A 21934-nucleotide genomic window follows, 5' to 3' on the forward strand; every position below is an offset into this window, starting at 1 on the left:
GCGGGTTCGGGTCGTTGGCATGAGCATGGGGCGGGGAGATTTAACGTATGCAGAGTGGGCCCGGCTGAAGCCGCATCTGCCGAAATCCGGGCAGCGCGGCGGCCGTTGGGCCAGCCACCGCAGGGTCGTCAACGGAATCCTGTACCGACTGCGCACTGGGGTGCCATGGCGGGATCTACCTGCGCGTTTCGGTCCGTGGAAGACAGTGTACGAACGGCACAGACGCTGGTCGGCGGAGGCACCTGGGACGAGATCTTCGCAGCAGTCCTGGCCGACGCCGACGCGGAAGGCCGGATCCACTGGTCGATGGTGAGCGTCGATTCGACCTCCTGCCGGGCCCATCAGCATGCCGCCGGGGCTCGTAGGAATCCGCCACGAGTGCCGGGGAAAGACGCACGCCCCGGCAGCACCGCCCCGACGAGGGACTCGGACGCTCCCGGGGCAGTCTGACCTGCAAGATCCACCTCGCTGGTGAGGGTGGACGCCGCCCCCTGGCCCTGCTGATCACTCCGGGCCAGTGGGGCGAAGCTCCGCAGCTCATTCTGGTCATGGAACGCATCCGTGTTGGCCGCCTCGGTGGCGGCACCCGCGCACGCGGCCCGACCATCACGGCGGCGACAAGGCGTACTCCTCCCGTCGCAACCGCCGCTACCTGCGACGACGCCAGATCAAGCACACCATCCCCGAACCGAAGAACCAGCGGGCCAACCGCCAACGAAGGGGCAGCAAGGGCGGCCGACCCGCAGGCTTCGACAAGACGATCTACAGGCGAAGGAACGAAGTCGAGCGGACGATCAGAGCGTTGAAGAACTCCCGGGCCGTGGCCACGAGGTTCGACAAGCGCGGCTACATCTTCCACGGCACCGTCACCGTCGCCTCGATCCGACTCTGGCTCCGCCCGTGATCTCCGCCGGATCTAGTCGCCGGTCGTGCCGTCGAGCATCTCGCGCAGGATGTCCAGGTGGCCGTTGTGGCGAGCCGTCTCCTCGGTGAGGTGGAGGAGGATCCAGCGCAGGTCGACGTGGAGACCGTTGCGGACGGCTCGCTGGGCCTGCTTGTCCAGGCCGGACCCGGCGACCAGTTCGCGGTAGTGGGTGCTCTGTTCGGCGTATTCGTCGAGCAACTGCGTGAGCGGGAAGTCGACGGCGATGCGCATCTCGCGGTCGGGGTCCTCCTCGGTCCAGGGGCCCCGGTCTTCCTCGCCGAGGAAGACCACTTGGAACCAGTAGTACTCGACCCAGCGGAGGTGATTGATCACTCCGCTCATGGTCATCAGCGGTGAGCCCGGCAGGAGCGCCTTGCGTGCGTTCTCCGCAGAGACGCCATCGCATTTGGCGCGGGCGGTGCCACGTGCGTAGTCGAGAAACGTGGTGAGCTGGGTGCGCTCGTCCCACGCGGGCGGTGTGTCATCGATTCTGGTCATCGCGCGAAGCGTCCCCGATCACCGCGACCGATGTCGAGGTATTTATCGACGGACCCAACCTGCCCCACCCAGCTCCTTGTCCGGCGGGTCGATACAGCGATTCAGCGCCGGTGGGCCGCCCGGATGGATCCGCCGGACAGGCCCTAGCATCCCCCCATTCACGCTGAACCCCGATTGAGCCTTGAGGCCCCACTCCCACCCGGGCGGATGATCACAGGGGAGTCGGCCACATTAGGGTGACTCCCCTCCGCCATGCCGCCCCGCCGCCCCGCCGCCCTCATGGTGCCGGCGTGAAGTCCATGTCGGTCCCACCACAGCCGGCCGCGATGCCCATCAACCGCCCCCGCTCGGCCTCATCCACCGCCAGACCCCACCGCAGCTTCGTCGCGGTCCATTCCGCGCCGTACCGGCGCAACGCCTCCGGTGACGGCGGAAGCCACTCCGCCGGATCCTGGTCCGCCTTCGAGCGGTTCGAGCGCGCAGTCACATCATGCACGGCATCGTTCCGTCCGCCTGGACCGCCCCTGCGACGGTCGAACTGTCCCTCGAACTTGATCACCCGAGCAGAAAAATCCTGCCGGTGGCTCCGCGCCCATCCCGGAGTCGAGATCGCCTGCCGCGACGGCTCACTCACCTCCCGGCAGGGCATAGCCGACGGCGCCCCGACGCCGTCCAGGTCAGCGAGCGTTATCACCTGTGGCAGGGCCTGTCCTGGCGCGTTCAGGACATCGCCTCCGCCCACCGCAGCTGCCTGCCGGCAGCACTGTTCCCCGTCAGCGAGACTGATCCCGCAGCGGTCGAGCAGGCCGCTGAGCACGCCGCGGCCAACACCCGGGCCGGGGAGCCTGCAGGTCGGCTGTTCGAGTCCGTGCACGCCCGCTCAACGAAGGTCCGTCGGCGGCACATCGGCACGTCACAGGGGAACCGCCTCACCCGCAGTCGGAATAGGACCTCTCGACCGCCGACAGGCTGGTCAGCCATCCGCCGCCAGTACCGGCTGTGGACCTTCGTGCACGTTGCCACAGTCCGGACAACCCCAGGAGGACTTGACCGGCAGGAACGGCCGCAACCGTTCCCACTCCGCATCACTCAGATCAACCCGCCCCATGACAGGCAGAACGACCCGGATACTCAGGTCAGTCACAAGATCACACGAATCCTGAGTCTCAGTCCGCGACGAAGGGTGCATATCCGACCGGGACCTCGCTCACCTCAAGGTCCGAGAAGAGCAAGGTCAGATCGTGCGCGTTGGTCTCAATGTGAACCTCATGGAAGTCGATCCCGACAGCCTTCGACCAGCGGCGGGTAGCCTCCGACTCGGGACGAAGCTCGGCTCCGTACATCTCATGAAACTTCCAGTACGTACGGTGGAGTGGAGACGCCGACACCGCTCAGCTCGAACGAGTCATCCGGGAACACTCCAGATCTGATGCTCTCTATAGCATTCGGAAAATTCGCCACCCCCACCCCGGGCTGCAAATGCCCGGGGTGTTCGCGGATCAGCAAAGCTGCGCATCGCCCAACCAGCCTGCGCAGGTCCGCTCACCGGCGACAGCAACCGCCAAGGGACCCCCCTCTCGGGATGACGGCCCCCGAGCCTCCTCGGGTCCCGCGAAGGGGAGGGGTTGAATTCCACGGCCTCACCCCGACCCCACACCCCCCGGAAAGCCCACCACGGGCACGAAGGAGGAGCCGTCGGACGACGTCAACGCACCAGCCGAGAACTAACGGGTTGGTGCGCGAAAGCGGTCGTGGGTGCAGTCGGGAGTGCAACTGAGTGCACCCTTCGCGCGTCCTCCCCTCCGTGACGAGACATTGGATAGCGACACGGCCCGGACGGGTCCTGAGCGCGGGCACGGCCGGGCTGGTACTGGCCGCGGTCCTGCTGTGGAATGTCCCGTTGGCCGGGCAGTGGCGAGGGGAGCCCCCGCTCACGCAGCTCCTGCCGCAGTCCCCGCCCGGGCCGGGGCCCTGGGAGAGCACCCCCACCCGCGAAGACCTGTATTTCTCCGAGCCGGGGCTCGACGAAGATGAACAGAAATACCGGCGCTTCGAGCTCCACGGCCGCGCCATCCTGCGCCACGGCTTCTCGCAGAGCGTCAAGAGGTTCGACTCCCCGACCTGGGCCTGGCTCGCTGTCCGCCGGTCTCCGGCCCAGGACAAGCCCTGGTCCTTTCCGCCGGTCGAGCTGGCTGGCAGCCGGAAGGCGGACGACCAGTCCTACACCTGCCTCCTCTACAGCGACTCGGTGTACGGGTGCGAACGCTGGTACGGCCAACTCCGCTACGGCCAGTACGTGGTCGACATCGCTGTCAGCGGCGGGGAGCAGGCCCAGGCCCTCGACCTCCTTCAGGAGGCCGTGCAGGCCACCGACGCCCTCATGCCTAAATGACCAAGACGTGGGCCGCATCGATCGTCTGCCCCGTATCCGTCCCGCTCGTCGGTACGGTCCTTACGGCGTGGTGTGCGAGAGCGGGGACGGCCGGGCCGTGACGTGAAGAGAGCCGTACGGGTTGGTGTTGTTGTGACGCAATACTTGGCCCGTGCGGCTCTCTCGCATCGTATCTGTACTGGCATCTCTCGGCGTCGACTTGGCGCTCTCATCGTCGAGTTGGCCGGCCCGTGGATGGCACGGGAGGACTCTCGGCTGCGTGAATGCCGAGGTCGTGAGCGTCTGCGGGCTGAGGGCGGCGGACCTGGCCATCAACTGGTCTTCACCGATCGGGTGATCGCCACCCTGGTGGTCCTGCGGTACCAACTCCCGCACGCAGCTCTGGCCGTCTTCTACGGCGTCGACCGCTCCACCATCACCCGGGCCGTCCACGAGATCCGCCCCCTGCTCGCCCGCCGCGGCTTCGCGGTCCCCGGCGAGGCCGGACTGCGCCTGCACACGCTGGCCGACGTCTTCGCCTACGCTGACGCGAAGGGCGTTGAGATACGACTCGACGGCACCGAGGTGCGCGTACGGCCCCCGAAGGCAGGTCTGCCCGGACGGCGGGTCTTCGTCTCCGGAAAGATGCGACAGAACACGAAGAAGGCCACCGTCATCACCGATGAGAAGGGCCGCACCCTGTGGACGGGCGCGATCCGGCCGGGCCGTATGCACGATCAGACGGCGGTGAACACCGAGGGGATCAGCAACCTGTTCAAGCAATATCCCAAGGTCAAGGCTGACGCCGGATACCGGGGCCTGGCCAAACGGTTTCCCGACCAGGTCCAGGCACCGCCGAAGAAGCCCGGGAAGGACGCCCCCGCCGAGGACGTCAAGGCGTGGGAGGAGGCACGCAAGCGGCAGTCCTCGGAGCGGATCTGCGTCGAGCACGCCAACGCCGAACACAAGCAGTGGCGGCCCCTCCAGCGGTACATCGGACGCCGCGCATACTACGATCAGACCCACCTTGTAATCGCCGGACTCGTCTCCGACCGCACCGCAGAGCGGTGATCACCCACCAGCCAGCCCGCCAGGCCAACACGCCCCGACCTCAGTCGCGCACCACGTCGTAAGGCGGCCTCCCCGACTGCGGCGAGCGCAGCAGTGCGGGCCACCACCCGGGGAGGGTGGTGGCCCGCACTGCTGTCCTCTGTCAGCGGCGTGTGCCGCCGAACGCGGCTAGCAGTGGACCACCGCGCACGGCTCCCCCTGCACCACGTTGAACTCCACGTGCGATCTTTCGCTTTCACGTTAGTACGCGACCTGGGCGTCTCTCACTCAACGGCAGTGGATAGACCCCGATCTCTCACATCCATGACAGTGACCACACACCCCGAAACAGCCCCCAACCAGCATCAACACACCAGAGCCCACTGTCTCTCACACCACTGTCCCGAACCCGAGAGATCGCAGCATCAAGTCCCCTTCGCTCACCTACGATCCGTGAGAACAGGCACGCCCATGACAGCCAGCCGTCTTCGCGATTGGCGCCTGACGGCAGCAGCTTCGTCACCCCGTGACAGCCATGATCACTTCCGCTGCACAACGCGAGCAGCGACAGCCCTCCCGTCCTGGCTGACGCCCATCCAGCGCCACCACCGCACCCATTCACAGGGAGCCCGGGCCGTCCTCAGTTCCCCGCAGGGAGCGCAGTCGGGCGGACAGGGAAGGTCGGGAAGGCGTCCTTGGGGGGTGGGGAGGGGGCGGGGGTGAGGGTGGGGCAGACGCGACGGAAGGGGACGCCCGGGGCCATCCGCTCCCATTCGGCAAGGGTGGGGTTGGCCGCGGCGAGGCGGCAGGCGCGGGCGACCGGGTCCCGCAGGGTGGCGCCGAGCTGGGCGATGTTCCAGCGGACGGCCTGACCGGGGTAGTTGTAGGTGGTCAGTGTGGCGCCGTCGGAGGAGATGCCGAGGGCTCGCGCCTCGTCGTCCAGGGTGAGGGTCGCGACGGGGTGCGGAACGGTGGGGTCCCACACGTCCCAGGCTAGGAGCCGGGTCCCGGAGCCGGTTCCCGTGAGGAGTCGGCCGTCCGCGCTGAACGCGTACGGCCCCGTCTCGCTGCCCTGGGGGAGGCGCCCCCGGAACCGTGGGCGGGCCGGGTCGGAGACGTCGTAGAGGAAGCCTCCCCTTTCACCGAACTCCGTCACCACCAGTCGGGTTCCGTCGGGGGAGAACGCGCGCGGCGTCGGATAGGGACGGCTGCCGTCAGCGGAGGGCAGCGCGGACAGCCGGTCGGGCTTGCGCGGGTCGCCGACGTCGTACAGTGCCCCGTCGACGGCCAGGATGGGGTCGTCGGGGGCGAGCAGGACTTCCGGGACCTGCTTCCAGTTCCGTTCGACGGAGCCTAGCCGCTCCGGCCGGCCTGGCCGGGAGAGGTCCCACAGGGTGACACCGGCCTTGGAGCCGGTCGCCAGGAGGTCGCCCCGGAGGGAGACCTTCAGGTCGTACCTGTCGCCCGCCGCGCCCGCCTGGAACCGGAACTCCTGCTGTGGGCGCGCGGGATCCTTCACGTTCCACACCGTCAGGACGCCCGCCGGGCCTTCAGCCGCCAGCCGGCCGCCGTCGGTCGAGAACCACATGGCCGTGTTCCGGAATTCCCCGCCCGCCTCCAGGCGGACCGTCCCCGCCTGGTGGCCCGCGGACAGCCCCGTCAGCGGAATCAGTCCGAGCTGATCGTCGGCGGTGGCCATGGCCAGCAGGTGCCCGTCGGGGGACAGGACATGGGGGTCCACCGATTCCAGCCACCGGTAGTGGTCCGATGCGGGTAGGGTGAACGGCCGCGCCGCGACGGTGGGGAGCAGCCGGTCCGTCAGCGACCAGAACCGTACGTCCCCGTCGCGGTCGCCGGTGGCGAGCGTACGGCCGTCGGGCGCGAATGCCAGGGCCGTCACGGTGGTGGCGTGACCGGACAGGACGGCCGAACGGGCCGGGCGGGTCCCGGTGAGGTCCCATACCGTCGCCGAGTGGTCGGTACTGCCGAGGGCGAGGTGGCGGCCGTCCCGGCTGAGTGCGACGGCTTCGACGGGGCCGCCGTGGCCGCTGACCACGGCGGTAGGGCGGCGGTCCGCGGCGGCGAGACCTCGGCCGGCTGCCGCGGAGACGTTCCACAGGCGGACCTGGGCGTCGCCGGAGCCGACGGCGAGGGTGTTCCCGTCCGAGCTGACGGCCATGGCGCGGGGCGGGCGGCCGGTGCCCTCCAGCGTGCCGAGGCTGCGCGGGCGGCCAGGGTTTACGACGTCCCACAGTTCCACTGTGCCGTCCTGCCAGGCCAGCGCGAGGAAGGCCCCGCCCGGCCCGAAGGCGGCGGCCTGGACGTTGCTCTCGCGCTGCGGGAAGGTTGCGAGGGAGCTGACGGCGCCGCGTCCGGGGTCCACCGACCAGAGCCTCGTCTCGTAGGAGGAGGACGTCATCAGCAGCCGGCCGTCGGGGCTGAACTCCGCCTGCTCCACGATCCCTTCCATCGGCAGGGCGTTCCTGCCCCGGGGCTGCGGGCTGCCGTGGTCGGCGGCGAGTGAGAACGCGCCCACGGACTTCTCGTCGTCCGCCCCGGTGAGCAGCAGGGACGTGCCGTCGCCGATCCAGAGCGCGGTCTTTCCGAGGATGCCCGGCTTCTTCGCAACAACCTGGGCGAGCTTGCGCGGCTCCCCGTCGGCCTGTGACGCGTCCCACAGGCCGACGACCCCGTCGTACTGGCCCAGGGCCAGGGTGCGGCCGTCGTCGCTGTACGCCATCGTTTCGACCGCGCCCCCGGCGTCGAGGGAGCCCGCGTACTGCGTTCCGCTCAGTACGTCCATCAGTGTGTCGCGGGTCTGCGACGACGGGGCCTCGCGGTAGGCGGCGACCGCAAGCAGCAGGGCCTCGCGCGGATCGGTGCCGATACCGGCGCGGGCGGCTGCCTGGAGCTGGCGGTTCTGTGCCTGTTCGCCGTTGGCCCGGGCGTTCGACCGCTGTTGGAGCGCGACTCCCGCGGCAACCAGGGCCAGGCACAGTATCCCGCCGATCACCCCGGCAAACTGCCTCAGCCGGCGCGTTTGGCGCTGCAGCCGTAACCCCGCCTGCCGGAGGTTCTCCGCTTGTTCGTGCTCCCGTTCCAGCGCTTCCCGGAGCTCTCGCGTACGGAGCTTCTCCTCCTCCAGCTGGCGCCGCTCACGCAGTCGTTCGGAGCGGTCGAGGGCCTGGCTCGCGGCGACGAACTCCCGGTCGAGGGGGCGTACCAGCCGTGCGTGCCGCTGCTCGCCCAGCCAGTCGTCGGCCGCCACGAGGCGCGTACCGCGGTAGCAGTACTCGGGGGAACGCCCGGCGCGGTTCCAGGCGTCCGCGGCGTCAGTCAGCAGCTGGCGGGTCACCAGCCCGGCCCGGTCCTCTTCGATCCAGCGCCGGAGCCGGGGCCAGGCACGCAGGAGCGCTTCGTGGGAGATCTGGGCCGTGGTCTGGTCGACGGTGATGAGGCGGGCCCGGGCGAGCCGGTCGCGGACGCCCGTGACCGTGCGCCTCCGGGCCCCGGAGCGGTCCTCGAGCAGTTCGTCGAGGCCGATGCGGCGGCGGACGGCCTCGTCGCCGCTGCCGGTGAGGGTGACCATGGCGAGGACCAGTTCGCGGACGGCTTCGCGGCCCGACTCGTCGAAGCCCTCGTAGATGTCCTCGGCCGTACGGGCCACGGATTCCCAGATCCCGCCGGTCGCCGCGTATCCGGAGAGGGTGAGGGTCGAGCCGCTGCGGCGCATCCAGGTCTCGCGCAGGGCGTGGGCGAGGAACGGCAGCGCCGAGCCGTGGTCGCGGCCGCCGCCCTCGCGGGTTTCACGGAGGAGGAGGTCGACGAGTCCGGTCTCCAGCCGGAGCCCTGCGTCGTGGGCCGGGTGCTCGATGGCGGCGCGCAGGGCGTCCTTGTCCATGGGCCAGACGTTCCACTGCCTTTTGAGGGCGGGACGGAGTTCGGGGTGTTCGAGGCAGCTGCCGTAGTGGTCGGCCCGCAGGCCGAGGACGACGCGGGGGCTGTCGCCATCCGTGGCGGCGGTCGCGCCGCGGCACAGGGCGCGGATGAACTGGGCGCGCTCGTCGGTGTCTTTGCAGGCGGTGAAGACCTCCTCGAACTGGTCCACGACCAGCACCCGGCAGGCCCCGTCGCTGGGCAGGCGGCCGTCGCCGAGCTGCCGCTCGACCTCCGCCCGCGGTGTGCCGGAGGCCCGGGACCACAGGTCGGCGAGGGCGCGCAGCGGGTGCGGTCCGGGGGACGCGAGCAGCAGCGCGGGCCAGGGCGTGGCGGGGTCTGACTCGTAGCGGCGTTCGAGGCCGGCGAGTAGACCCGCCCGCAGGATGGAGGACTTGCCGACTCCGGAGGCGCCGACAAGGACGACCGGCGCGGGGGCCGCCGTCTTCGGCGAGCCCGCCGACTGTGCGGGCCGTACGACTTCGGTGATCAGATCGCTGGCGAGCGCCTCGCGGCCGAAATAGCGCTCGTGGTCCTCAGCCCTGAAGGGTTCCATGCCGGGGTAGGGGGAGGCCGTGCCGTCGGCGGGGTGCGCGGGCCCGGGCGTCGGTACGGAGGCGGCGGGGTAGGCCCTGTTGGCGGCGACGACGAGTTCGCCCGCCCTGTCCTCGCTCTGCCGGTGGGGGCGTACGGGCCCGTCCTGGAACCGGCGGTCGAGGTGGGCGTACACGCCGTCCAGGGTGAGCCAGGCGGGTGCGGAGGGATCGCCCTTGTGGAGGAGGTCGAGCAGTTTCCCGGTGAATAGGGTGTGACGCTCGCCCTCAGGGGCGAAGGAGACGGCGTAGTTCGAGGCGGAAGTCAGCAGGAAGCTGCCGTCGGGCCGGGCGGTGATGTAGGGGTCGCGGACGGATCCCCGGGAGGCGGCCTGCGCCATGCCGGAGAAGCAGCAGTCGAGCAGGACGACGACGCGGGCGCCGCTGTTGCCGAGCGTGTCCCTGATGACCTGGTACGGGATGGAGCGCGCTATGCCCTGCGCGGAGCTGGTGGCGGTGGCGAGGTAGAGCTGGTCCTGTGGGCCCAGCAGCCCGTGGCCGATGAAGGCGAAGAGGACCAGGCTGCGGGTGTCTGCGATGGCCTGCTCGACGGCCTCGATGACGGTGGCGCCGTCGGCAGGGTCGAGGAGCAGCTCGATCTGCGAGGGCTCCATGCCGCAGATCCCGTGGAGGTCGCGGGCGAGGTCGCGGGCGGACGCTTCGACGCTGGGCAGGTCGGGGAGTTGGGACCCGGCGCTGTGGACGCTTGTGCCGACGACCACGGCGCGGACGCCGGGGCCCGCGAGGTCGCTGGTACGGCGCGGCGGAGCGGTCACGGACGGCGGCCGTCAGCCCCGGGCTCGGGGTCGGGCCCGGGTTCTTCCCGTCCGTCACCGGGTGCCTGGGCGGTTCCGTCCGGCGCCGCGGGTTCTGCCGGGGCGGCGGCGGACGGCTCGGGATGAACCTCGCGCTCGGCCGGGTCCCGGCGCTGCATCGGGACGCCCAGCTGCCCCGCGATCTCCTGGGCGAGTGCGCCGGCCTGCTGGGCGTTGAGGCCCTTGACTCGGTCGGACGTCACGGTCACCTCAGTGCCGTCGGGCCGCATGATGGTCACGGTCTGACTGCCGCTGCGGTTCTGCACCCATGTGACCACCGCAGCCACCAGCACGGTGACGATGCCCCCCGGCTCCAGCAGCACAGTGACGAACTCGGTGGCTGTCCCCATCGTCCCAGGCGCCGGCGGCTCACCGGCCCCGCGCTGCACGCGCCCGCGCAGCTCCCGTTGCTTCCCGAGCCAGCCCCTGAGATCGTCCGTACCGAGCCGACCGCCGTCGTCCCGCGCCGTGATGGCGATCTGCATGGTTCTCCCGCCTGGAACAGTACGAAGGCCAACTGCCCCTCACTGTACTGAAGATCGTCTCTCGCAAGCGCCCACTTTCGGCCGAAGCAACCCGCCCCCGCTCGCGGCGAACGGTCGCCGACGCAGAAAGAGCCGCACGATTCTTGGGACCGGCCCGACGGCTGTGCTTCTGGTGCGCGGATGGCGGAACACCCCAGTCGATACCCCCCAGGGCGCGCCGCGCACGCCCCGGACGGCCGTGTGTCAGCTCGGGCGCTCGTAGTTGGTCAGGACGCAGCCCTCGACCTGGGCCTTCTCCAGCCGGTAGCCGGCCGGCGCGGTGAAGCCGGTCTCGCAGTTCAGGTACAGGAACTGGAGCTGCTACAGCCCGCGGCGGACGTTCGCGTTGTTGGTCTCCACGGCGATGTTCGTGCCGACCAGCAGCTTGCTCGCAGTGGCCTTGAGGCGCCCGTCGTCCTTCAGGTCGGCCAGCTGCGCCGCCTTGGCCTTGGTCTGGAGGGTCTTCATGTCGGAGACGGTGTCCAGCCAGTTCAGGTTGTGCGCGCGCCGCTCCCCGCCGAGCTGGCCGCAGACCGCTCGCTGCTTGACGCCCCAAGCGCTCGCGGGGCCGTCGACGACCGGCATGTAGTCGATCGACTGTACCTGCTCGTCGGTGACCTTCATGCTCGTGCAGTCGACCGTGTGCGGGCTGACGAGCTTCTTCAGCTCGGCGATGCTGCCGGCGCTCGGCAGGCCCAGGCTGCCGGTGGACGGCTGGCCCGGCTTCGCGGCTCCCTCGGTGGAGGGGTCGCGGACCGCCCCGCGGTGGGGGCTGCCCTGGCCGTCGGGGCTGTTGACGTAGTCGGTGAGGAAGCAGCCCTCGACCAGGGCCTTCTCCTTCTTGAACCCCTCCGGGACGAAGACGTCGGGGTTGCAGCTCAGGATGCGCAGGTCGGAGTTGGGCGGGTCGACCAGGGACACGGCGGTGGCGGTCTTGAGCGCGGTCAGGGCGAAGGTCTTGCCCACGACCGTGCGGCTGGCGAGGTCGGTGTCGTCCCGGCCCTCGGCGAGCAGCTTCGCGGCGTTGTCCTTGGCGGCCTGCTGGAAGGCCTTCATGTCCGGGGTCAGGAAGAGGACGATCTCGCCCCGCGCCTTCTTGTCCGTGCAGACGCCGCGCTCCGTGATGCCCCAGTCCCCGGCGCCGATGAACCCGCTCAGCGGCACCCGGCTGTCGTTCGGGTCGGTGCTGAGGTTCTCGCAGGACGTGTACTGCTGTACGTGGGCCTGCGCCCCGGCCAGCGTGGCGGGCGCGGCGCCGGCGCCGGCGGCCGTGGGGGAGGCGGGGGCGGCGCCCCGAGCGCTCGCGGAGGGGCTCGCGGCGGGCGGGCCCGGCTTGGGGGAGTCCTCGCAGGCGGTGGCGAGGGTGGTGAGCGCGGCGAGGGCCGCGGTCGCGGCGGATATCCGCTGGAGGCGCATGGGTGTCTTCCGTCGGCTGGACACGGCACGGGGGGATGGCGTGCCCATGCTAAGGCCACCTGTCTGAAAATTGATCTTGTGGCAGGTCGAGGTGAGTTGACGGAGGCGGCGTGGGAGTGGATAGAGCCCTTGTTGCCGCAGGTGGATGGGCGTGGTCGGCCGTGGCGTGATCACCGGCAGGTGGTCAATGGTGTGCTGTGGCGGTTGCGGACCGGGGCTCCGTGGCGTGACCTGCCCGAGCGGTATGGGCCGTGGCAGACCGTCTATGAGCGGTTTGCCCACTGGGAGGCGGACGGCACGTGGGCAAGGCTGTTGGAGCATGTGCAGGTCCGCGACGACACGGAGGGCCGGGTGGAGTGGACCGTCGCCGCCGACTCCACGATCAACCGTGCTCACCAGCACGCCGCCGGCGCACGTAGAAGGGGGCTGCGGACGGGGACGAACTGGAAGATCCGGTCGGCTCGCAGACGCGCCAGGCCCTCGGCCGGTCCCGAGGCGGGCTGACCACCAAGGTCCACCTCGCTGTCGACGGCCGGGGACTGCCGCTGTCCATCGTGCTCACGCCCGGCAACGTCAACGACGCCACCGCATTCGGCCAGGTCCTCGACGGGATCCGCGTTCCGCGTGCCGACACCGGCCGCCCACGCACGAAACCGACCCGAGTCCTGGGCGACAAGACATCCCACGCGGATAAGCGTCAAGCCGCCGCTGCGGTGAGTCCGGGTGCGGGCTGCGGGAAGGCGATTGCTTCGTCGTAGGTGTGGCCGTTCTGGAGGCAGTGGAACAGCATGCCCATGAACCGGTTGAAGAGGTTCCGCTGTGCGGCGACGTGACGGTCGCCGGCTGCTCGTCGGCGGTCGTAGTGGGCTCTGGCGCCTGGTGACCGGGTGAGAGAGACGAAGGCCCAGACGTATCCGACGGCAGCCAGTCGCTGGTTCTTGACCTTCCGGCTCATGACCATGCAGCTCTTGCCGCTGGCCCTGGTGACCGGGGCGCTTCCCGCGTATGCCTTCAAGGATCCGGCGGTGGCGAATCGGGTCCGGTCATCGCCGATCTCTGCCAGGACCCGGGCACCGGTCAGTGAAGCGAGACCCGGAAAGCTGCGGATGATCGGGGCATCGGGATGCTCTTCGAAGGCGTGGGTGACGGCTTCTTCGAGCTGTTCAGCGTTGTCGCAGGCGGTGTTCAGCTGCCTGACCAGGGCAGATGCCTGATGGCCGAGCGCCGCCTCGACCTGCGGGGGCTGGTGGAGGTAGTCGCGCCTGAAGACCTCGTGGAGCCTTTCGGCCTCGGCCTGGATGCCACGGACCCGGCCGGCCTGCTTGGGCAGCGACTGAGGGCGCCGCCGTGTCAGCTTCGCAGCCGCGGCGGGGGTCGGAGCTGCGGTCAGGATGGTGCGGGCTTCCCTCGAGCACAGGCCGTGCTTGTGCTGGGCGAAGGCCTCGAGGATCGCCGGGTAGAACTCTCTGAGCTGCGAGCGGAGCTTGTTCTGGGCTTGGCCGCGGGCCCAGACGGCGTCCTGCTGGGCCCGCGCGAGGACGGCGATGGCCTGCACGAGCTCGGAGTCCGCGGGCAGCGGCCGGTGGGCGGCCATGTCGGTTCGCAAGATGTTGGCCAGTGCTGCGGCGTCGATGGCGTCTGACTTCCTGCGGGCGACAGAGTGGCGGTCTCGGTAGCGGGCGACTGCCAGGGGGTTGATCGCGAAGACCGGTCGGCCGGTTGCCCGCAGGCAGGCGACGAGCAGTCCCCGCGATGTCTCGATCGCCACGGGGATCGGGGCATCCTGGCTATCGTCGTGTTCGGCCAGCAGGGTCATGAGCTGGGCGAATCCCGCCGCGTCGTCGCTGATCCGCAGTTTGGCGAGTTGCTTTCCTCCGGCATCGACCAGGGCGATGTCGTGGTGGTCTTCGGCCCAGTCCACGCCGCAGAACACTGGCGTCGGTAATCCGGTGATCTCCATCCGGCCCTCCTTCGTCGCGACTCTCTTCCCAGGCCAGAGCCTGTGCAGGGTGCGCGTGCTCCCTAATGGAAGTGCTCAAGGCACGTCATCCCACCAGCCGTTCGCAACCCCAGCGGGTCATGCGGCCCCCGGTCCGTGTCAGAGCTGAAAGCTCAAGGCAGAGGTGAGAGGTGATCCGCACAACCGGCTCGGACTACGAACAGCAAACCGCGCAGCAGCGAAAGGTCGAGTTGCCTGCACCAACAGGACCGTTGGGATGCCTTCGTGGACGGATCTGTGTCTCATCCTGAACGCCTGACACCCGTTGCGGGGCGCGAGCCAGTCTTGTCTTGTCAACAGGGCTCTCAGGCCCGGGCATACTCAAAGGCTCGGCTCGCGCCCTGAAGACCAGCTCATGCCGGCCTTCGGTTCCCATTAGGCCTACTCCAGCCGAGCGATCCGGCACCTGCTGCGGCGTCGGGGCATCGCCGTCACGATCCCCGAGCGCCGCGACCAAACAGTCAACCGCCGACGCCGAGGGCGCCTCGGCGGCCGACCGCCCGCCTTTGTCAAGGAGCTCTACCGCGACCGCAACGTGGTCGAACGATGCTTCGCACGCCTCAGGCAGTTCCGCGCGATCGCGACGAGATTCGATAAGCTTGCCGACCGCTACCGTGCCGGCGTCGTCCTGGCCTCGCTGATCCTCTGGCTCCGCGAACCAGCCCGTGATCATTTGTCAGACACTGCCTAGTGGAACCGCACGCAGCCTGAGGCGGAACAACGGATGCCCACCACTTCGGGCGGGCCTTCCCCCTCAAGTCGTGGCGGTAGTCGTACACACGACCGCTCCCTCCTTCCGTCCTGGGAGAGGGGGGCGGCGTGTTGTCCGATTTCGGTAGGGTGCTGCCCCTCACGGAGGTACGACATGACCGACGAACCCCTGGAACGCTGGGCCGCCCGCCGGCAAGGGCGTTTGCGCAGGCCAGGCGAACTCAAGGCCATCACCCTCGGTGCCGGCCCGCAGCGCGCTGCCCACGTCGACGCCGATGCGCCGCGCCTGATCCTGGAGTGGGACGGTTTCGCCTGCCAGCCGCTCATGCCCGTGGAAAACTACGCAGCGGCCCGGCGCGTGCTGAACCCGCAGCCCGACAGCACCCCTGCCGAGGTAACCGGTCCCATCACGGGACGCAACCCCCTGGCCCCAGGCACCGGACGCCACCGCAAGCCCACTCCGTGAGCAGGCCAGCTGACCCGAGCCGTCCCGGTGGCGGGCTGCCTCCCAGCGGACGCCCGTGCTACAGGGGCTTCCTCGCCGATTGTGCGGTAGGACGCCGCGGTTGCGAAGCGTTCGAGACGCTGCCAGCCAGCGCCTCCCTCAGCAGTGCCGTGTTCGAGCTGGAGGACGGCGTCGGAGGCTCAACCTCGGTGGCGTCAACGCGCAGATCGACCTGAGATCTGGCGTCTTCGACTGGGCGCACTGAGCCGTCTGATACCCGCTGTCGACGTTGGATCGCTGACAGCCGAATGTTGACGGTGAGCTGCTAACGGATGTCAGGGCTCAGTCGCCCCCGCAGCTCGATGAGCCACTGGAGCCGCAGCCGCCCCCGTCGTACCGGTTGCTGGAGTCGCTCCCGCGCCTCCCGGGCGACGAGCCGGGCGGTGGGTTCCTGCGGCGCTCCTCCGCCCTGCGCTGGTCCTCCCGGTAGCGCTCCGCTTTCTCCCGGGCCTCGCGGAGCCGCTCGCGCTGTCGGGCAGGGCCGTCCACCGGTGCCCACGGGCCCAGTCCGTGGCGGCGGTCTGGGCGGAGCGGGGTAGTGGTGACGGTCGCGTACATCCGTCCCATCTCCTGGTGGCGGTGGTATTCGGCACAGGCGTATTCGAGGGCGACTTCGTCGCCCTCCGCGAGGGTGCCGTACAGGACCGCTTCGAAGGGCTCGTGCCGAGGGTCGATGTCGTGGTGCCCGTTGCCCACTCCGTACGCCGAGCCGCTGCCCAGAAGCCGGGTCCTGTCGCGGGTGTCGCTCTTGCCGGGAAGGTACGCGATCAGGGGCGCTGCGGAGCGGGTGCGGGCGTCCGCGCACACCCAGTGGCGCCCGTTCGCCCCCACGCGCACGCCTACGATCAGGGCCGGCTGTGGCTCCCCGTGCAAGCGCCGGGCCGCCAGGTAGGCGAGCTGGCCCCGGCCGTAGAACGTCGTACCGGCCACAAGGAGCACCAGAGCGATGCCCTGCTGCCCCACGGCGTCGTAGGCAACGCCGGACGCGGCCGGTTCCCCGAACAGGCCCTCGGCGAGGATGACTGTGGCGACCAGGCAGAGCGCCAGCCCGAAGTAGACCTGCTCGTATCCGCGGTGGCCGTCCGATTCCGGGGTGCCTTTGGGTAGCGGGAAGCGGCGCTCTCCCGCAGCGGCGAGGGCCAGGGCCCGCTGTCGGCGTCGGGCCCGCTGCCGCAGACAGCCTCCTGTGAACGCGACGGCGCTGGCGGCGAGGATGACCAGCCATCCGGCCCTCGCCGGATGGTCCACGTCGCCGGTCCGAGTCAGAGTCAGAACCGCTTCTACAGCGACGAACACAGCCGCCGGTATGGCCGCGACCGGAACGTAGCGATACCAGAACGGCAGGGCGGTCAGGAGGATCAGACCCGGATACCTCAGCCAGTCCGTCCCCTCCCCGGGCCCGCGATGCCAGGCCGCGGACGCGGACGAGAGCCCGAACAGCAGAACGTACGCCACCGCCACCAGAGCGGCCAGGACCCAGCCGCCCATGGCCGGGGCGAGGACGGCCGGGACTGCCGCCTTCCGCCATCGTTCGGCGTCGGCCACAGCCCAGGTGGCGACGCCGCCTCTGGACACAGACCGGGAAACGACACCGTCCGGGGTCACGGACCAGGTGCCGACACGGTCTGCCGGCAGAGTCCCGGTCGGCAGGGTCCCGGTCGGCAGATATTTGATGTGATACGCCGTCACCGAACCACCGCCACGCGCCCCCGTATGCCCATCCCCACGTCCCTCCGCTCGCTCACCCGTGCATTCCGGGCAAGTCTGCCCGTTACGTTCCTCCGCGCAGAGCGCTTTCCAGCCAAGCCTTCCGGGCAGACTCGTCCGTACTCAGAGGGCAGGACGCAAACCCCCACAATCGAAGCGAGATCGAATGCGAACCGGCCACGCCAAACGCGAAAGGCCGCGAATCTGCCAACTTGAATGCGACGGATACCTGCGGTGTCTCACGGCCCGCTTCATAAGTGCAGTCGGGGGGCTGCGACCACCGGCGGGACCATGATGCTCCCGCCGAGCAGGGCAGCCAGCTCGTGGGCCCTGCCGGGCACAAACAGCAGCCGTCATCCGGCTTTCACGGGTAATGCAACTTCCGAAAGCGAGCCGGGAGGCTGAGTTTCCATGACTCAAAGGTAGGACCCCGCAAAGGAGTTCGTAAGGCCACAGCGAGCCGTACCTTCTCGAGGACGGGAACCGCAGGCGACAGCGTCAGCCGGCCAGGTAGCGCCTGGCCCGGCCCGGAGGCATCTGCCCTTGACCTGCGGTGGTCAAAGTTCGATGAGACAAATGTGTGTCGCAGGGCCTTCCCAGAGCTCGAAGGGCGGCTCAACGGCGCAGGCATTCACCGCGCACGGCTCCCCGTGACGGTCGTGCCGCTGTGCGGGGCCGGAACGAACGGTCAGGGCTCGAAGCGGTATCCGATGCCCGGCTCGGTGATCAGGTACCGCGGATGGGAGGGGTTCGCCTCCAGTTTGCGCCGAAGCTTTGCCATGTAGGCCCGCAGGTAGGTGGTGTTGTCGGCATATACCGGTCCCCAGACCTCCAACAGCAGCTTTCGCTGGCTGAACAGGTGGCCGGGGCGGCTGGCGAGGATCTCCAGCAGGTGCCACTCGGTCGGGGTCAGCCGAACACTGCGCTCTCCGCGCCGGACCTTCTTCGCGGCAAGGTCGACGGTGAAGTCTTCGGTGATGACCGTCATGGGCCGGTCCGCGGCGCCGGACGTCGCCTCCCTGCGGGTGGCAGCGCGGAGCCGGGCGAGCAGCTCGTCCATGCTGAACGGTTTTGTCACGTAGTCGTCCGCGCCCGCATCCAGGGCACGGACCTTCTCCTGCGAGGTGCGCCGAGCGGACAGGACCAGGATGGGGACTCTGCTCCAGCGTCGGATGCTCTTGATCACATCGATGCCGTCCATGTCCGGCAGACCAAGGTCCAGCAGGATGACGTCGGGAGTGCGTGCGGCGGCAAGCCGCAGCGCGTCGGCTCCGGTGCCGGCTTCCTGGGAGTCGAACTTCCGGGCCTGGAGGTTGACCTTGAGCGCGCGGACGAGTTGAGGGTCGCCTTCCACCACGAGCACCCGGGTCATTGGGTGGGCAGCCCTTTCCTTCGGTGCGGGCACGGGAATCTCAGATGATCTTCAAGGTGCGGTTCGATGATCTGCATCCTTGATCGGGCACGCACGGCCGCTGAGGCCCTTCGGCAGCCGCTTGTCTGTGACAGACTCAGCTGGCCGTTGGCACCGGGCTGATGCGGGCCCGGAGAGCGTAGATGTCACCGGCCTACGGGCGGTAGATCATCTCCATCAGGAACGCCACGATCACGGTCCACACGCCGATGCCGAGCAGCCACCACCACTCGGTGGCCAGTCCTGCTGTGATCATGGCGGCCGCGCCCAGTGTGAGGACGATGATCCTGAGCCGCATGCGGCGGTCCGGCGTAGAGGTCATGGCGTGCCTTTCGCTCTACCCAGCCGCGGCATCCTTGGACGTGGCTGCGTACGGCTGTGGTGGTCAGCCGCCGACGTGGATGCCGGGGCGGCGGGCGGGGTCGGGTTCGTGGCTGCGGATGATCTCGCGGGTGACCGGAGCGGTGTCACCGCGTCCCAGGAGGAAGTAGCGGACCATGTGGACCAGAGGGCTGCCCTCGGCCCAGGCGAAATAGCAGTGCGGCTGGACCCCGGTGGCGTCGCGCAGGGCCAGGAGGATGGCGGCGATGGCGTTCGGCGCGGCCGGCGCGGCCGCGCGCAGGATCCGGTAGCCGTCCACGTCGACGCCCTGGACGGTGAGGGTGTCGCTGAAGTCCGAGGGGTCCACTACGTCGATCTCGAGGAAGATGACGTCGGCGCGGCCGGGTACCGGGTTCACACCGCGCTGTTCACGTTCCTTGTCGCGGTACTCGGCAACGTCTCCGGCCTGGCGGCGGTGCCCTGGTGCATTGGAGTGAACTCCACCCCCAAAGCCCGAGCCACGATGTCCGACCCAACATCCCTTGTGCTGATGCTTGTCCGTCACATCCGGCACACACTGAGGGGCCCAGTCATGGGCCTGTCCGCCTTAAGCAGTGAAAGGTGCATGTTCGTGATTCGAGGAACAAACGGGCTGAAGCAGGGAAAGCGGCGGCTGCGCGCGCTTTCCGCACTGGGCGCGGTGGGTATCGTCGCAGGACTCGCTTCCAGCCTGCCGGCGTCACCGGCCGGTGCCGCCCCGGCCCCCGCGGCGGCTATCGCGCAGAACCCGTCCCACGGGAAGAACGGCGTTGAGTGTGACGGGAAGGTGTACGCCTCGTTCGGCAACCCGGAAGACCAGCTCTACACCGCCGACAGAGGGCCCGGAACGGTCCAGTTCACAGCGCTGGGCAACCCGACGCCGTTCCTCTACAACGCCATCGGCGTGAACCCGCGCGACCGCTTCCTCTACGGGACCACGTTCGGCAACGCGAACAACGACCTGGTCCGCTTCGACCGCAATGGCGACTTCACCAACCTCGGTGCCATTGACGGTCTGCCGCCCGCCCTCTACATCTCGGGAACGTTCGACGACAAGGGCAACTACTACATCCTGGCCGACGATACGCCGACGATCTACAAGGTCGACGTCAAGTCCCGCTCGGTCACGGGTTCCATCGATGTCCCTGAGCTGTCCGACCCGGAACTCGACATCTTCGACATCGCGTTCCGCGACGGATTCCTGTGGGGCTCGACCGACGACGGCGCCATCGCGCGTATCCGCATCTCCAATGGAGACGTGGACTTCTTCCCCGGTGTCCTTCCCGGGGGTTCGGACTTCGGCGGCGTCTTCGTGTACGGCAACGGCGATCTCGGATTCTTCCGCAATTCCCCCGGAGAGCTCTTCCGGGTGCACGTGAAGAACGCGACCGCCGTCGACCCCGAGTTCACCATCCTGTCGACGCAGGACGCGGCCCCTGAGCAGGAGCTGGTGAACCTCGACGCCACCTCCTGCTTCCTCGACTCCAAGGCCGACCTCGCGGTGGACAAGCAAGGCACCAGGGAAGTCACGTCGGGCGGCGAGATCACCTACCGCATCACGGTGAAGAACGTGAGCAAAGAGGAGAAGGGGAAGGGTACGGGCGACTCCTCCGGCTGGTCGCTGACCGACTACCTCCCCGCGGAGCTCCTGTCGCCCACCACCTAGACCGAAGGGTGCGAGATCACCGACGGCCTCCTCTCCTGCACGGGTGGCCCGCTGGCGAAGGGTGACAGTGTGGAGATCGAGGTGACCGGCACCGCGGCCGACGTTTCGGAGCCCACCACCTTGAACAACACCGCCACTGTGTTCGGCGACGACGCGGACCCGCGCAAGCAGAACAACCAGGACACCGCGTCCACCCTCATCACGCCGCAGGCCCCGTAGTCCCTTGCCGCCGGCCGGGGCCCGTTTCGGCGGGCCCCGGCCGGCGGCGCTATCCGCCGAGCTGCAACACTCTCGGGACCTTGTCCGTCACCTCGGCGCCCGCGCTCTTGCCCGCTTCCTTGACGCCGTCGATGACGTTCTGGAAGGAGCTGATGTCGGCGTCACCCGCCTCGCCCTTCCGGAGCTTGCTGCCGAGGCCCTCCCGCCGGGCCTGGGCCAGCTGCGCGGACAGCCGGCGGTACATCGGCGACGTATGCGGAAGCACGCCCTCGGATACGAGCCGGTACATCACCTGCCGCAGCGTGACCTTCAGCGGCGCGTACCCGTCCACGATCTCCCGAGCGCGTTCCACGACAAGGAGCCACCGGATCCGATCACGAGCCATACCGGTACATGTACCCTGACGGCGCCGCCGGCCCCCGGAGACAGGCCAGACCTCTTCCCCCGGCTATCGCGTGGAAGACGGAAGTGCCCGCTCTGCCACAGCGGCCGCGCACCCTCCCAGGCCCAGGGGTGCATCGCCGAGGCGTTCAGGTCCGGGGCATCGTCCCCTAGCCGCGCACGTACCTCGCCGTCGCGCTCCAGCACGGCCTCAGCTCGCTGGGCGGCCTCCCGGTGTCGACACCAGCGGTTGACGCGGCTGTCCGGTATCTCCGTGCGCCTGCCGGGAAGCACCCGGTCCAGGATCTGCTCGACCACCTGGGCACTGGCCAGGATGTCCTTCTGATCCGCCCGGTTGGACATACGCGACGTGATGAAGGTGACCCCCGGAGGGTCCGGCGGGTGGTACAGCGTGGTCAGCTCCAGGAACCGGGCCAGCTCCGCGCGAGCCCAGGCGATGTCAGCAATGGAGATGGCCGTGGCCGACTCCTGCACCCGGAGCCCACCGGCCGGGAACCGGAATTTCCGGATCGGCTCACACCACCAGGGTGCTGCGCCGCTCCAGCAGCACGACGTCGCGCCACAGGCCGTGGTGGCGGCCGATGCGTTCGCGGGTGCTGGCCGCCCTCACCATCGGCGCCGCGGCAGCCACGGCGGCTGATCGAGCCGACGGCTCCTCGAAGCGGTGGGGCCGCGACCGGGACGGGGGTCCTGTCGCGGCCCCACGGCGCCGTGGCCCCCCCCCCCCCCCCCCCCCCCGTATTACAGTGAAAAGAAACCGCCCATGCCCCCCACCCGTTTCAGCCACCATAGGTTGCGGGGCGCGCCCAGAGCATCACAAACCCCC

16 protein-coding genes and 4 pseudogenes are annotated in these 21934 nt (G+C 69.4%); 8 read left to right on the plus strand and 12 right to left on the minus strand.

The features are described from left to right. The first annotated feature begins 25 nt into the window (after window positions 1-25). A pseudogene (locus AB0D94_RS32850) lies at window positions 26-904 on the plus strand (IS5 family transposase). Window positions 905-916: 12 nt separating this feature from the next. Here AB0D94_RS32850 and AB0D94_RS32855 read toward each other — a convergent pair. Beyond that, window positions 917-1423: a DinB family protein gene (locus tag AB0D94_RS32855; RefSeq protein ID WP_362059678.1), complete on the minus strand. Its 507-nt coding sequence runs from the start codon at window positions 1421-1423 to the stop codon at window positions 917-919. A gap of 277 nt (window positions 1424-1700) precedes the next feature. Next, window positions 1701-1982, minus strand: a complete 282-nt coding sequence (locus AB0D94_RS32860) for a hypothetical protein (protein ID WP_362059681.1) — start codon at window positions 1980-1982, stop codon at window positions 1701-1703. 1245 nt (window positions 1983-3227) lie between these two features. Between AB0D94_RS32860 and AB0D94_RS32865 the strand changes: the two genes are divergently transcribed. Further along, on the plus strand, window positions 3228-3815 hold the full coding sequence (locus tag AB0D94_RS32865) for a hypothetical protein (RefSeq protein ID WP_362059684.1): 588 nt from the start codon (window positions 3228-3230) through the stop codon (window positions 3813-3815). A 132-nt stretch (window positions 3816-3947) separates the two neighbouring features. Further along, complete coding sequence (locus AB0D94_RS32870; RefSeq protein WP_362059687.1) at window positions 3948-4865, plus strand: transposase family protein; 918 nt, start codon at window positions 3948-3950, stop codon at window positions 4863-4865. A gap of 619 nt (window positions 4866-5484) precedes the next feature. On the opposite strand, the gene AB0D94_RS32875 is transcribed toward AB0D94_RS32870, so the two are convergent. From AB0D94_RS32875 to AB0D94_RS32885, 3 genes are all read right to left on the minus strand, one after another. Next, the gene (locus tag AB0D94_RS32875; protein ID WP_362059690.1) at window positions 5485-10149 is read right to left on the minus strand and encodes a WD40 repeat domain-containing protein; all 4665 of its coding nucleotides are present in this window, start codon (window positions 10147-10149) and stop codon (window positions 5485-5487) included. Beyond that, window positions 10146-10673: a hypothetical protein gene (locus AB0D94_RS32880; protein ID WP_362059693.1), complete on the minus strand. Its 528-nt coding sequence runs from the start codon at window positions 10671-10673 to the stop codon at window positions 10146-10148. The genes AB0D94_RS32875 and AB0D94_RS32880 overlap by 4 nt, the downstream gene beginning before the upstream one ends. 360 nt (window positions 10674-11033) lie before the next feature. Beyond that, window positions 11034-12128 (minus strand): hypothetical protein, encoded by a 1095-nt coding sequence (locus AB0D94_RS32885; protein WP_362059696.1) that lies wholly within the window; start codon window positions 12126-12128, stop codon window positions 11034-11036. 78 nt (window positions 12129-12206) lie between these two features. On the opposite strand from AB0D94_RS32885, the pseudogene AB0D94_RS32890 reads away from it, so the two are divergent. Next, a pseudogene (locus tag AB0D94_RS32890) lies at window positions 12207-12826 on the plus strand (IS5 family transposase); the annotation flags it as partial. Here AB0D94_RS32890 and AB0D94_RS32895 read toward each other — a convergent pair. Then, on the minus strand, window positions 12826-14088 hold the full coding sequence (locus AB0D94_RS32895) for an IS110 family transposase (protein WP_362059699.1): 1263 nt from the start codon (window positions 14086-14088) through the stop codon (window positions 12826-12828). The pseudogene AB0D94_RS32890 and the gene AB0D94_RS32895 sit on opposite strands and share 1 nt — an antisense overlap. Before the next feature lie 418 nt (window positions 14089-14506). On the opposite strand from AB0D94_RS32895, the pseudogene AB0D94_RS32900 reads away from it, so the two are divergent. Then, window positions 14507-14818 (plus strand): annotated as a pseudogene (locus tag AB0D94_RS32900) (transposase); the annotation flags it as partial. Window positions 14819-14992: 174 nt separating this feature from the next. Beyond that, window positions 14993-15304, plus strand: a complete 312-nt coding sequence (locus AB0D94_RS32905) for a DUF6087 family protein (protein ID WP_362059702.1) — start codon at window positions 14993-14995, stop codon at window positions 15302-15304. Window positions 15305-15625: 321 nt separating this feature from the next. Here AB0D94_RS32905 and AB0D94_RS32910 read toward each other — a convergent pair whose 3' ends face one another. From AB0D94_RS32910 to AB0D94_RS32925, 4 genes are all read right to left on the minus strand, one after another. Continuing rightward, window positions 15626-16918, minus strand: coding sequence for a hypothetical protein (locus AB0D94_RS32910; RefSeq protein WP_362059705.1), 1293 nt, complete (start codon window positions 16916-16918; stop codon window positions 15626-15628). A gap of 820 nt (window positions 16919-17738) precedes the next feature. Next, entirely contained in the window at window positions 17739-18422 is a 684-nt protein-coding gene (locus AB0D94_RS32915) for a response regulator (protein WP_362059708.1), read from the minus strand. 193 nt (window positions 18423-18615) lie between these two features. Next, entirely contained in the window at window positions 18616-18783 is a 168-nt protein-coding gene (locus AB0D94_RS32920) for a hypothetical protein (RefSeq protein ID WP_362059711.1), read from the minus strand. Between the two features lie 63 nt (window positions 18784-18846). Beyond that, entirely contained in the window at window positions 18847-19200 is a 354-nt protein-coding gene (locus AB0D94_RS32925) for a hypothetical protein (RefSeq protein WP_362059714.1), read from the minus strand. 174 nt (window positions 19201-19374) lie between these two features. Here AB0D94_RS32925 and AB0D94_RS32930 point away from each other — a divergent pair, with 174 nt between their 5' ends. Together AB0D94_RS32930 and AB0D94_RS32935 are read left to right on the plus strand one after the other, a co-directional pair. Next, entirely contained in the window at window positions 19375-20487 is a 1113-nt protein-coding gene (locus tag AB0D94_RS32930) for a hypothetical protein (RefSeq protein WP_362059717.1), read from the plus strand. Window positions 20488-20502: 15 nt separating this feature from the next. Next, the gene (locus AB0D94_RS32935; protein WP_362059726.1) at window positions 20503-20706 is read left to right on the plus strand and encodes a hypothetical protein; all 204 of its coding nucleotides are present in this window, start codon (window positions 20503-20505) and stop codon (window positions 20704-20706) included. A gap of 49 nt (window positions 20707-20755) precedes the next feature. On the opposite strand, the gene AB0D94_RS32940 is transcribed toward AB0D94_RS32935, so the two are convergent. Together AB0D94_RS32940 and AB0D94_RS32945 are read right to left on the minus strand one after the other, a co-directional pair. Beyond that, window positions 20756-21058, minus strand: a complete 303-nt coding sequence (locus tag AB0D94_RS32940; protein WP_362059729.1) for a hypothetical protein — start codon at window positions 21056-21058, stop codon at window positions 20756-20758. A gap of 564 nt (window positions 21059-21622) precedes the next feature. Continuing rightward, a pseudogene (locus AB0D94_RS32945) lies at window positions 21623-21703 on the minus strand (N-acetyltransferase); the annotation flags it as partial. Between the last annotated feature and the right edge of the window lie 231 nt (window positions 21704-21934).

Source organism: Streptomyces sp. NPDC048255 (assembly GCF_040652415.1).
Classification (GTDB): Bacteria; Actinomycetota; Actinomycetes; order Streptomycetales; family Streptomycetaceae; genus Streptomyces.